Raw genomic sequence first — 12,064 nt, 5'->3', positions numbered from 1 at the left:
CACTCTTGCTGCCAGTCAGGGCAGTCAAAGGGAATTGTGCTGTAGGGAAAGGCGGAGTTCCGGCTATAAGGGCCGGCTGCCACGGAGATATATGCGCAATAATAATGAGAATAGCTATCAATTAATTTTGGCTTTGGTATCATTTTGGCCAAAATAGTTGACCCATGAACAGCACTGAATGATTGGCGGAGGAACAGCGTGAATACGGCTGACATTAAAGGAAAGCAGCAGGTTTCATCAGCCCGGCGGACGATCGGCGGCGCCGTTGGCGCAGTGTACCGGAGCCTGCTGGCGTTATTGCTGGTGGCGGGCTTTAGCGGCTATGCGTTTGCCGCGCCTTCATCTTTACCTCTCTCCACGAACGGCGGTGACCCGGCGGCGGCATCACCGCTCGCGCCGCCGCCGGGTCCCGACGCGGCCGCGCCGGGCAATTTGATGCAGATGGATTTATCCGTGCTGGGGATGTATCAACATGCGGACGTTGTGGTCAAGATCGTAATGATCGGCTTGATCCTGGCGTCGGTGCTGACCTGGGCCATCTTCTTCGGCAAAAGCGCCGAGTTGATCGGCGCCAAGCGCCGTCTGCGTCGCGAGCATGACGCGCTGAGCAACTTACGCTCACTGGACGAAGCTGCGGAAATGGCGCGTCTTTGCAAAATGGGCAGCGTCGCGCAACAGTTCGTCGCCGATGCGCAGGACGAAATCTTACTGTCGGCCCGTTCCGACGATAATCAAGGCATCAAAGAGCGCACCGCGTTCCGCTTTGAGCGGCGTGTCGCCGCCAACGGACGCCACATGTCGCGTGGGACCGGATACCTTGCGACCGTCGGCGCCATCGCGCCGTTTATCGGTCTGTTTGGTACGGTTTGGGGCATCATGAACAGCTTCATCGGCATCGCCCACACGCAAACGACCAATCTGGCCGTTGTCGCGCCCGGTATCGCCGAAGCGTTGCTGGCGACGGCTATCGGTCTGATTGCGGCGATTCCGGCGGTGGTGATCTACAACGTGTTCGCCCGCTCCACGACCAGCTACAAGGCGCTGGTCGGCGATGTGGCGGCGCAGGTGCTGCTGCTCCAAAGCCGCGATTTGGATATTGCCGCCAGCGAAAGCAACGCGGCGTCTTCTTCGACGCAGAAACTGCGGGCGGGCTGAGCATGGCGATGCATCTGAACGACGGACAGAACGAAAACGGCGAAATGCATGACATCAACGTCACGCCGTTTATCGATGTCATGCTGGTGCTGCTGATTATCTTTATGGTGGCGGCGCCGCTGGCGACGGTCGATGTTCGCGTGAACCTGCCTGCCTCTTCCGCTGCGCCTCAGCCGCGTGAAAAGCCGATCTATCTGACGATTAAAGCCGACAAACAGCTGTATCTGGGTGAAGATCCGGTCACGCAGGATACGCTGGCGCAGACGCTGAATGCGAAAACCAACGGCAATAAAGAGAACACCATCTACTTCCAGGCGGATAAAAGCGTGGACTATGAGACCATGATGCAGGTGATGGACGCGCTCCGCTCCGCCGGGTATCTCAAAGTGGGGTTGATGGGGATGGAAAAAGTGTCTCGTTAATGACTCACGCAACATCCTGTACTTTAAGCGCGGCTTTTGCCGCGCTTTTTCGTTTCTATAAACCTCGCCTGTGGCCTATCGCCCTTTTTCGCCGACGAGGTTGGCCCTTCAGCCGCAGGCGCGATGTTTTCGCCAGAGATGCGGCGAAAGGCCGCACCGCCGGGAAATAGGCCGAGGAGTCGGCTTAACCGCGTGAGTCAGGATGCCGCCAGTGGATGCGGCTGGGCACGTAAACGCGTTTTTCGGGCAGCACACGGCTGTCGATCAGCGCGGTAATCATATCGAAGCTTCTGCTTGCCAGCGTTTCGCAATCTTGCGCGACCGTGTCGATTCGCAACGGCAGACAGTCGAACAGATAGTGGTCGTCGAAGCTGCACAGTCGGATCTCGCTGTTCATCAGGTTGTGCTGATTCAGGTAGCGTAGCACCCCTTCCAGCAGGCCGCAGGCGGCGACAAACAGGGTTTTGGGCGGCCGCCCCAGCGTCGCGCACAGCTCGGCGAACATTTCATAGCCGGAGCTGGGTCGATAGTTGCCGTGAATGATCCAGTCTGGATGGCAGCTAATTCCGGCGCGTTCCAGCCCTAATTGGAAACCCGCCAATCGGTCGCGGGTAGGCGAAATGCGGGCTTGGCCGCCAATAAAATAGAACTCTCCCCGGTGCTGACGCGCGACGGTTTCCACCAGCGTCGCCGTGGGTTCTATCGACTCGGTGATGACCAACGGCAGGTCGGAGTCGCCTATCATGCGGTCGAACTGTACGACAGGCAGTTGTTGGTTGATCTTCTGATATTCGGCGTCGTTAAGCATGCTGGAGGCGACAATCAGCCCGTCCACCTGACGTTGAATCAGACTATTCACCGCCAAAATTTCCTGGCTGGGATTCTCGTCGGTACAGGCGATGAGCAGTTGCAGACCGGCTTCGCGGCACAGCATTTCCAGCTCGTGAGAAATTAACGCAAAGCCATAGTTGGTCATTTCCGGGACGATCAGGCCGAGCGTATTGCTGCGGGTAGAGCGAAGCGAGCGGGCGTGAATACTGGGTAGGTAACGATGCTGTTGAGCGAGAGCGAGAACGCGGTCGCGCGTGGCGTCTGAGACGCGAAATTCCTTACTACGACCATTTAAAACCAAACTGGCGGTGGATTTGGAAACCCCCGCCAGCTTGGCGATATCACTGATGGTTACGCGCTTAGTTTGTTTCACCACTCGTTCTTAATGGTAGAAAAAAGGGAAACTATTCTATCACGCATGGCGCTAACAGCCAGTGCCGCAGCATTAACCTCCCTGAACCGCTGAAACTGAGGGTGGCATCCCGCTGTGGGAAATAGCGGGCCGACATCACGGCGGCACCGTGGTTGACGAAGATCTCTACGCTGGAACTATCGCACAGGATATGCAGGTAGTGCAGTTCACCGCGCCAGTAACGATGTTCCGGCTCGCCCGTATGCAGGTTATGACGACTCAGCGTCAGCCGTTCGCCATCCCAGCACAACACCATCAGATTGGCGAAGTTGATCTGGAATTCTCCCTGCGTATCCACAATCAGTTCCGCGCTGCCCGCAGGTAGTACCGGAGCATAATCCGCTACGCCTTTCCAGGCGTGCTTCTGCGTGCGCAGGCTCTGCAACTCCCGGGCGGGCTGCTGATAAAGCATGCCGTCCTGAAGCGTGAGCTCACGCGGACAGGTCATGGTATGCACCCAGCCGTATTCGATGGTGGGCTGCTGGAACTCATCCTGATCCGGAACCGCCATCCAGCCGAACATCAGGCGACGGCCATCCCGGCTCGTCGTGGTCTGCGGCGCATAGAACTCAAAGCCCAGATCCAGCTCCTGGAAGTCTCCATGAATGAACTGCGCTTTGTCATAATCAAGCTTGCCGACGAAGTAGCCCGCCTGAAAGATATTCAGGTAACGCTCTTCTTCAGCCGCCAGACCTTGCGGACTGCAAATCAGCACGTCGTGCTGCCCTAACGGGAACAGATCCGGGCATTCCCACATGTAGCCGAAATCGCCCAATCCGCCGAGGCGGGAACCGGCGATTTCACCCAGACACCGCCACTGATGCAGATCGTCGGAGGAGAACAAAAGCACCTTGCCCTGCAAATCGTTGTCCTGAGCGCCGAGCACCATGTACCACTTGCCGTCATGACGCCACACCTTCGGATCGCGCACATGGCCGGTATACCCTTCCGGCAGCGTCAGAACGGGGCCGAGCTTGTCGAACCCTCCGTCTGCATTTTCCCGCGCCAAACACTGGTTGGCCGTGCGGGTTCCGTCGTCGTACTTTACGTTGCCGGTATAAATCAGCGTCAGCGCGCCGTCGTCGTCTTCCACCGCAGAGCCGGAGTAGCAGCCGTGGCTTTCATAACTCTCCGCCGGTACCAGCGCCACGGGTTCGTGGCGCCAGTTGACCAGATCGGCTGAACTCCAGTGCCCCCAGAATTTGGCACCGTGGGCGCAAGCTAATGGATTCCACTGATAAAACAGATGGTAACGCCCTCTATGCTGAATGAATCCGTTAGGATCGTTCAGCAGGCCGACATTCGGCGACAGGTGCCACTGCGGACGGTAAGGGTCATAGCACTGGCGCGATTGAGCCGACATCAAGGCATGAGCCATACGTTTTAATAAGTGGGTTTCTCTCATTATTTGCTATCCGTTTTGTATCTCAGGAGCAGTGAAAGCACGAAGGCTGTCCCAAAGGCTATCAGCATGCCGACCACATAACTGATAAATGAGTCGGGTTTTACGATCGCCATGCCCGGAATACCGGTCAGGCCCACGGCGCTCATGCCGACGTGGTTCGCCACGACCCAGGCGCCGCCCAGCGCACCGCCGACGATAGCGGCCAGGAACGGTTTCACGAAGCGCAGGTTGATGCCGAACAGCGCCGCTTCGGTAATCCCCAGCAGTGCGGAGAAACCGGAAGGGATGGCGATCGCTTTAATTCGGGCATCTTTGGTTTTGAAGTAAACCGCCAGGCAGGCACCGCCCTGAGCGACGTTAGCCATACACCAGATCGGCAGCAGGAAGTTGACGCCGATATTCGGATTGCCCAGCAGACCGGCTTCGATGGCGTGGAAACTGTGGTGCACCCCGGTAATCACGATAATAGAGTAGAGACCGCCGAAGAGCAGACCTGCAAACCAACCTGCATGCGCGATCAGGGTGCTCAGTACCATGGAGATACCATCGCCCAGTATCCGGCCCGCAGGACCAATCACCAGCATGGCGACGAAGCCGGAGATGATGACGGTCAGGAACGGCGTCAGGATGATATCCAGCGCGTTAGGGATGATTTTGCGCAGGCGTTTTTCCACCATGCTCATGAACCAGACGGCCAGCAGTACCGGGAACACGGTACCCTGATAGCCGATCATGGCGAAGTCGTAGCCGAACAGGTGCATGGTCTTGAACCCTTCGGTGACGCCCCAGGCGTTGGTCAGCGAGGGGTGGGTCAGAATCCCCCCGAGCGTCGCACCCAGATACGGGTTGCCGCCGAATTCGCGCGCGGAGGTGAAACCAATCAGGATCGGCAGAATGATGAAAGCGGCGGAGCTGAAGATATCCAGCAGGATGAAAATGGCGCTATCCGGATTCACCCAGTTATAGGTTTTTATCATCCCCAGCAGGCCCATCAACAGGCCGGAGGCGACGATAGCCGGAATGATGGGAACGAAGATATTGGACAGCAGACGCGCCAGACGCTGCAACGGATTCAGCTTTTTGGCGGCGGCCGACGCGGCCTCCGCTTTGCTGGATTCATGGACGCCTGCGGCTTTGATGAATTCCGCGTGAACCTTGTTGACCAAACCGGAGCCGAAAATGATCTGCATTTGCCCTGAGTTTTGGAAACAGCCTTTAACGCCTTCCAGTTTCTCGATAGCGGCTTTGTCCGCCTTATTATCATCTTTTAACACCAGACGCAGACGGGTGGCACAGTGGGCCGCGCTGGCAATATTGTCTTTTCCGCCCAGCAGGGGGAGAAGAGAAGCCGCAGTGGCTTTAATGTCCATAAGTTTCCTCATCAATCAAACAACACTACATCAGCGGAAACCGCGGCAATCCGAGGAAGGCCGCGGGTGAAGGCTGAATCAATTAAAACCAGGTTTCCATCTGAACGCCGAAGGTCCATTCGCCGCCGGCGCTAAAGCCGGTGGAGCCGAAGGCATCTTCGCTGGAGTAGTTGTCCAGACGTTTATCCCAGTCCATGTAGCTGGCGAAAACGCGCAGCTCGGGCCGGCTGAAAAAGTTGGCGATATCGCCAACCTTGAAGGTGGGTGCAAAGGTCAGCTTGTAAAAACCGCCGCTGACCTGATTGCGCGCTAAATAGCCTTGCGGATCGAGATCCATATACTGATAGCTACCTTCATACGCCAATGCGAAATTGGGGGTGATTTCCTGAATAAAGCGGGCGTTAAGCGTCACCCACTGATAGTCATCTCCGGAGACATAACGATCTTTACTGCTCTGCGCCATCAGCGACGGCGCGAAGCTCCAGGTTTTGTTGATCGCGGTGGTGCCGTAGGTCGCCAGACGCCAGGTATCGGCGTTTTGCGTCAGATTGCCGTCGGAGCCGATCCCTTTGACTTCCGCGCCCAGGCCGTGACCGTACAGCAATGCGACGAGCGAGCTGCCGTCCCGCAGGCCGTAGAAGTTATCACCGCGCCATGCCACGGCGGCGTGCACGCCGGTATCGCCAGCCTGGCTGTTGACGATATGGCTGGCGCTGTTGCCACCGGTGTTGGTGGTGAGATCGTTGTTCTTCGCTCTCAGTCCACTCAGCATGAACTGGAACGGACCGACGAAGTTGTTGCTGGTCACGATATAGTTCTGGATCTCGTTATCCAGCGCTTCGTTGTCGCCCAGGCTTCGGCCGTACAGGGAAAAGTTGGTTTTCCAACCGTCGACGGGTTGAACATCGTAGATACCGCCGCCGGTGCCGGCCAGGAATATGACGTCGGAATCCAGCCAGTGAATATCGAAGTTGTCCCGGTCGAAGCGTTTACCTGCCCATAGCGTAGTGTCCTTGAACGCGCCGGTGAACGTGGGCAACGAGCCCAGTTCCACGAAGGCTTCGCGGATATTCAGGTCGCTGCTGTCCGCCGTCCAGTCGTTATAGCTGCGCTGTCCGTCGGCCATCATCACCTTGAAACGGGTGGTCGCGCCGTTATCCAACTTGGTTTTATGTTCCAGCTTGAGTTCCAGATAGGTGTCGTCTTCATTGCCCAGACGGCCGATGTTGCCGCCTACGCTGCCGGCAGGCGACATGCCCGGACCAATATCCGCGTTGCTGCTGGTGGCGGAGTCGTGCATCGCCAGACCGGATCGCGCATAGCCGTGGAATTCAAAGCCATCGGCGAGGCTGCTTTTGTCGGCCAGCGCGGTGGTGCGTTCCGCGACCTGCCGCGTTTGCTGCTCGTTTTGCGCGGTGCGCTGTTCGACCTGATGAGCCTGCTGTTCGATCTGAGCCGTGCGGGTAGCGAGCGTTTGCGCCTGTTTTTCCGCCGCGTCGGCACGAGCTTCCGCCCGTTGAGCGCGGCGTTCGGCTTGCTGTACACGCTGTTCCAGCGCATTGAGCCGATCTTCAAGCGTGGTGGTTTCCGCTCCGGCGGCATAATGAGAACACAGAAGGAGCCCTATCGTTGCAGAGAGGTAGTTGAGTTTCATGGTTTTTATTCTCTTTTTAGGTTGAGCTATATTATTTTTGCTAAATTGCTAAACCGGTTGCGCAGCGAAATTAAAGGGGAGAGAGGGGGTTGGCAAGAGTTTTTGCTAACTCGATTCTTTATCTGTGATCCTGGCTACAAAATACCTGTTCCCGCGTCGTTTTTGTTACGAGGGAACAGGTAAATTTTAGGAAAGCGGCGTGGCTAACTGGTGCGCGTAAGGCAGCGCCGTCATCGCGCCTTTAGCAGTGGTCGCGAGCGCGCCGCAGCGTTGCGCCTGATCCACAATGTCTATCCATTGGGCGATATTGTTCAAATCGTCGTGCTGCGCCAAACCTTGCAGCAGACCCGCGACAAAGGCGTCGCCGGCGCCCGTCGTGTCGACAGGGGTCACGTATGGCGCGTCGAAGTGTTTCAGGTTCTTGCTGTCTCGCAGCCACACGCCGTTGCCGCCCTGCGTGACCAGAAGCAGTTTCAGTCCGTAGCGGGACATCAGCGCTTCCGTACCCTGTTCGATCTCGGACGTGCCGCCCAGGAATACGAATTCGTCTTCCGAAAGTTTAACGGCATCGGACAGAGACAGCGCCTGATCCAGACAGTCACGCAGTTCCTGTTCGCTTTCCCACAGGTCTTCACGGATGTTCGGATCGAAGCTGACCCAGCCCTGGGCTTCACGGATGCGCTTCATGGCTTCCAGCGCGGTACTGCGCGAAGGTTCCTGAGAAAGAGCGATAGAGCACAGGTGCAGCCATTCCCCGCGCTGGAAATCAGGCAGGTCGTGAGACTGAATAAACAGGTCGGCGCTGGGGCGCACCATGAAGGTGAAGGAGCGCTCTCCCTGGTCGTCCAGCTCTACCAGTACGGTAGATGTCCGATGCTTAGGGTCCAGCTGCATAAAACCGGTGTCCACCTGTTCCTCAATCAGCACCGTGCGCAGGAAGCGACCGAAGGCGTCTTCGCCTACACGGCCGATAAATGCGCTCTCACCGCCGAGACGGGCCACACCCACGGCGACGTTCGCCGGTGCGCCGCCAGGACATTTCAGATAACGATCCGTGCCTTCTGGAATCAGGTCAACCACAGCGTCGCCCATGACCCACACTTTATGTGACATAACTATGCTCTTTTACAGGGATTGATAAACCGGCCGCTAAAATAGAAGAATCGGTTTAGCTAATCAATACCTTCATGCAGCTAATGTCGACAACCGCACACAATGATCCTTAAATGAGGCGTGAATCGGTGAAAAGAAACCGGCCTTTTCGCCAAAATTGCTGATGTGATGAAGTCGTTGCTCGCCGTGAATATGATGGATGAAATCGTTGGCTGGTAGGCGCGTTCATGAAAGTGCACCCGATAGGGAAGCAAGCGGTCGCAAAACCCTGCACGAGATAAAGACGGCAATGCGTCGCCACCGCTGTCCTTGTGAATACGTCATTTGACTGACGATGCGTCAACGCCGCCAATCTATGGTGCGCCAACGGTTTCTACGTTTATGACGTGGAGAGGGCGGCCTTCGACATGGTGACCCTTGCGGACACGCGACACGCCTAACTCTGTGGGGACTATCCGTAAAATAACCGACACCGGCTCAGCTTCGGGACCTGTCTGCAGTGGCAACGGGACGGCGCAGACGTGCAATCGCGATAAATCCTCAGCGCAGGTGATGGATGACCTGATTGCTGCTGCCGCGCCAGATCAGCGAGGGGTCTTTCAAATCCTGTACAAATTTCCCGTCCACCAGCACGTTGATGAAATCCACCACCTGACGCTGTTCCGGCGTCAGCTCCGCCAGCACATACCCCGTCCACATCCAGATATCTTTACCCGCGCACTCGCGGCGGATGCGTTGCACCAGCCGCAGAATGTCCGGCACGTTCTGTGGGTGCAGCGGATCGCCGCCGGAGAGGGTGATTCCCCGACGCGGGATGTCGGCATCTTGCAGATCGGCGATGATCCGATCCTCCTCGGCTTGTGTAAACGGCTGACCGGCGCTGAGCCGCCAGGTGATTTTGTTATAGCAGCCCGGACATTGGTGTTCGCACCCGGCGACAAACAGCGTGCAGCGCGTGCCGGGTCCATTGACGACATCCACGGGGTAGTACTGAAGATAATTCATCACGGTGTCCCTATCCGGGGGCGTCCAGAGACGGCCTGTTTTGATAAGCGAGAGGTAGAATCCACAAGGCGACTGCGTATGAAGACGCGATGCGCAGAGGGAAGCGCAACGCCTGACCGCACGTATAGACGTTATCGGCCAGGCGCTGCGGACGCAGGATTAACCCAGTTGACCATTGGCCAGATGTTTGATTCTGCGTTTCACCTCTTCCTGCTTGCCCGCGTTGAACGGACGCGCGTCCGGGCTGCCCAGATAGCCGCAGACACGGCGGGTGACGGAAACGCGGGAGGAGTCGTGGTTACCGCATTTCGGGCAGGTAAAGCCTTTGCTGGTGCAGGCGAACTCGCCGGTGAAGCCGCACGCATAGCATTCGTCGATCGGCGTATTGGTGCCGTAATAAGGAACGCGGCTGTAGCTGTAATCCCAGACGTCTTCCAGCGCTTTCAGATTGTGCTGTAAGTTGGGGTATTCGCCGTAACAGATGAAGCCGCCGTTCGCCAATGCGGGATACGGCGCTTCAAAATTGATTTTTTCGTAAGGGTTCACTTTCTTCTCGACGTCGAGATGGAAGCTGTTGGTGTAGTAGCCTTTGTCTGTGACGCCCGGGACCACGCCGAACTCCGCAGTATCCAGACGGCAGAAACGGTCGCACAGGTTTTCGCTCGGCGTGCTATACAGGCTGAAGCCGTAGCCGGTCTCTTCTTTCCAGCGGTCGGTCGCGGCTTTCAGATGCACCACAATCGCCACCGCTTTTTCGCGCAGCCGTTCGTCGTCGAAGACATGCTTCTTATTGCCGAACAGCGCGTTGATGGTCTCATGCACGCCGATATAGCCGAGAGAAATAGACGCGCGCCCATTTTTAAAGATTTCAGCGACGTTGTCGTCGGCTTTCAGACGCACGCCGCAGGCGCCTTCCATATAGAGGATCGGCGCTACGCGGGCCTTCACGTTTTCCAGACGCGCGACGCGGGTCATCAGCGCTTTCTTCGCCAGCGCCAGTCGCTGGTCGAGCAGTTTCCAGAACCGGGACTCATCCCCTTTGGCTTCCAACGCGATGCGCGGCAGGTTCAGACTGATCACGCCGAGATTGTTGCGGCCATCGTGGATCTGCTCGCCGTTCTCTTCATAGACGTTGAGGAAGCTGCGGCAGCCCATCGGCGTCTTGAACGAACCGGTGACTTTCACCACCTGATCGTAGTTCAGGATATCCGGGTACATGCGCTTGCTGGCGCACTCCAGCGCCAGCTGTTTGATGTCGTAGCTTGGATCGCTCGGTTTGTGGTTGAGGCCGTCGCGCACGGCGAAGACCAGCTTCGGAAACACGGCGGTCTTGCGATTTTTACCCAGCCCGGCGATGCGATTGCGCAGGATAGATTCCTGAATCAGGCGAGATTCCCAACTGGTGCCCAGCCCGAAACCGAAAGTCACGAACGGCGTCTGGCCGTTGGCGGTGTGCAGCGTGTTGACTTCATATTCCAGCGACTGGAAGGCGTCATAACACTCTTTTTCCGTGCGGCTGTGCGCATAGCGTTCGGCGTCAGGAATGTTCCACTCTTCCGCCACGGCCTGATGCTTCTTGTAACTGGCCGTGACGAACGGCGCCAGAATTTCGTCAATGCGGTTGATGGTGGTGCCGCCGTAAATATGGCTGGCGACCTGGGCGATGATCTGCGCGGTGACCGCGGTCGCCGTGGAGATGGAGCGAGGCGGTTCGATCTCGGCGTTGCCCATCTTGAAGCCCCGCGTCAGCATGCCGTTCAGGTCGATCAGCATGCAGTTGAACATCGGGAAGAACGGCGAATAATCCAGATCGTGGTAGTGGATTTCCCCGCGCTCATGCGCCAGCACCACGTCACGCGGCAGGATATGCAGTTTGGCGTAGTGTTTAGCGACGATACCGGCCAGCAGGTCGCGTTGCGTCGGGATCACCTTGCTGTCTTTGTTGGCGTTCTCGTTAAGCAGGGAAACGTTGCTCTGTTCAACCAAACCGCGGATTTCCTGCGTCAGGCGGCCCTGACGTTCGCGCGAGACGTCGCGGTCATGCCGGTATTCGATATAGGCGCGCGCGACAGGCTTATAATTGCTCGACATCAGCAGGTTTTCGACCGCGTCCTGAATTTCTCGGATTTCGACGCGTGAGCGATCTTGCATCTGCTCGGTGACGGCGGCCGCCACGGTGGCGCAAAAATCGAGATCGTTAACGCCCGTAGCGCTGGCGGCTCGCTCGACCGCCTCACGGATACGAATTTCATCAAAAGGTACCTGACAGCCGTTCCGTTTAATCACTACTGGTTTCACGTTCGCGTCCTCATTAATGTCTGTGCAGTTGTTATCCACAGGCACAACTGCGGCCTATAAGGGCTTCACGGGGTTGTGGATGGTTTTGTGGATAAGCGCTATATATGGGTCTTATTCTGAGTATAGACACTATATATTGAATTTCGCCACCGGGATTATAGTGATTTTGATGGGGAGGTTTATCTCCAATTTCAGGCTGAGGTTGATGCAGAACAAAGAAATTTCTAAACAGCTTAAATTAGAGACGAATAGCATGATGCCTTTTTTGTAAACGTTAGAAAGGGAGGAGGAAACCGTCTTTAAACAGCCGAAAAGGCATGTAAAAACGAGGGTTTTCCGTCCTTTGTCAGCCGTCTTTTTCCGACGTCGATTCAGCACGTCGTCCGGCTTTCATTCTCA

Annotated in this window: 9 protein-coding genes; 2 read left to right on the top strand and 7 right to left on the bottom strand. The window is 56.9% G+C overall.

Going from position 1 to position 12,064, the window contains the following annotated elements:
- The first annotated feature begins 198 nt into the window (after positions 1–198).
- Positions 199–1,155 (top strand): tol-pal system-associated acyl-CoA thioesterase, encoded by a 957-nt coding sequence (exbB, locus tag I6N93_RS15315; RefSeq protein WP_085685723.1) that lies wholly within the window; start codon positions 199–201, stop codon positions 1,153–1,155.
- A gap of 2 nt (positions 1,156–1,157) precedes the next feature.
- Positions 1,158–1,577, top strand: a complete 420-nt coding sequence (gene exbD, locus I6N93_RS15310) for a TonB system transport protein ExbD (RefSeq protein ID WP_085685721.1) — start codon at positions 1,158–1,160, stop codon at positions 1,575–1,577.
- Between the two features lie 184 nt (positions 1,578–1,761).
- Here exbD and I6N93_RS15305 read toward each other — a convergent pair whose 3' ends face one another.
- From I6N93_RS15305 to nrdD, 7 genes are all read right to left on the bottom strand, one after another.
- Positions 1,762–2,781 (bottom strand): LacI family DNA-binding transcriptional regulator, encoded by a 1,020-nt coding sequence (locus I6N93_RS15305; protein ID WP_085685719.1) that lies wholly within the window; start codon positions 2,779–2,781, stop codon positions 1,762–1,764.
- Positions 2,782–2,812: 31 nt separating this feature from the next.
- Entirely contained in the window at positions 2,813–4,225 is a 1,413-nt protein-coding gene (locus I6N93_RS15300) for a glycoside hydrolase family 32 protein (RefSeq protein ID WP_085685717.1), read from the bottom strand.
- The gene (locus tag I6N93_RS15295) at positions 4,225–5,595 is read right to left on the bottom strand and encodes a sucrose-specific PTS transporter subunit IIBC (RefSeq protein WP_085685716.1); all 1,371 of its coding nucleotides are present in this window, start codon (positions 5,593–5,595) and stop codon (positions 4,225–4,227) included. The genes I6N93_RS15300 and I6N93_RS15295 overlap by 1 nt, the downstream gene beginning before the upstream one ends.
- Before the next feature lie 82 nt (positions 5,596–5,677).
- Positions 5,678–7,249: a carbohydrate porin gene (locus I6N93_RS15290; RefSeq protein ID WP_085685714.1), complete on the bottom strand. Its 1,572-nt coding sequence runs from the start codon at positions 7,247–7,249 to the stop codon at positions 5,678–5,680.
- Positions 7,250–7,435: 186 nt separating this feature from the next.
- Complete coding sequence (locus I6N93_RS15285) at positions 7,436–8,362, bottom strand: aminoimidazole riboside kinase (protein ID WP_085685712.1); 927 nt, start codon at positions 8,360–8,362, stop codon at positions 7,436–7,438.
- A gap of 540 nt (positions 8,363–8,902) precedes the next feature.
- The gene (nrdG, locus tag I6N93_RS15280) at positions 8,903–9,367 is read right to left on the bottom strand and encodes an anaerobic ribonucleoside-triphosphate reductase-activating protein (RefSeq protein WP_085685710.1); all 465 of its coding nucleotides are present in this window, start codon (positions 9,365–9,367) and stop codon (positions 8,903–8,905) included.
- Between the two features lie 159 nt (positions 9,368–9,526).
- Positions 9,527–11,665 carry an anaerobic ribonucleoside-triphosphate reductase gene (gene nrdD / locus I6N93_RS15275; RefSeq protein WP_085685708.1) on the bottom strand — a complete coding sequence of 713 codons (2,139 nt, stop codon included), beginning with the start codon at positions 11,663–11,665 and terminating at the stop codon, positions 9,527–9,529.
- Between the last annotated feature and the right edge of the window lie 399 nt (positions 11,666–12,064).

Origin of the sequence: Lonsdalea populi (genome assembly GCF_015999465.1) — a bacterium.
In the GTDB taxonomy this organism is placed as follows: Bacteria; Pseudomonadota; Gammaproteobacteria; order Enterobacterales; family Enterobacteriaceae; genus Lonsdalea; species Lonsdalea populi.
Note: the sequence above shows the minus strand (reverse complement) of the source record. Positions and strands in the feature narration are given on the sequence as shown.

What these genes read in the sequence shown, in the direction of transcription:
- nrdG (WP_085685710.1), bottom strand. Translation starts at nt 9,367, where the DNA reads ATGAATTATCTTCAGTACTACCCCGTGGATGTCGTCAATGGACCCGGC.
- I6N93_RS15295 (WP_085685716.1), bottom strand. Translation starts at nt 5,595, where the DNA reads ATGGACATTAAAGCCACTGCGGCTTCTCTTCTCCCCCTGCTGGGCGGA.
- exbD (WP_085685721.1), top strand. Translation starts at nt 1,158, where the DNA reads ATGGCGATGCATCTGAACGACGGACAGAACGAAAACGGCGAAATGCAT.
- I6N93_RS15300 (WP_085685717.1), bottom strand. Translation starts at nt 4,225, where the DNA reads ATGAGAGAAACCCACTTATTAAAACGTATGGCTCATGCCTTGATGTCG.
- I6N93_RS15285 (WP_085685712.1), bottom strand. Translation starts at nt 8,362, where the DNA reads ATGTCACATAAAGTGTGGGTCATGGGCGACGCTGTGGTTGACCTGATT.
- I6N93_RS15290 (WP_085685714.1), bottom strand. Translation starts at nt 7,249, where the DNA reads ATGAAACTCAACTACCTCTCTGCAACGATAGGGCTCCTTCTGTGTTCT.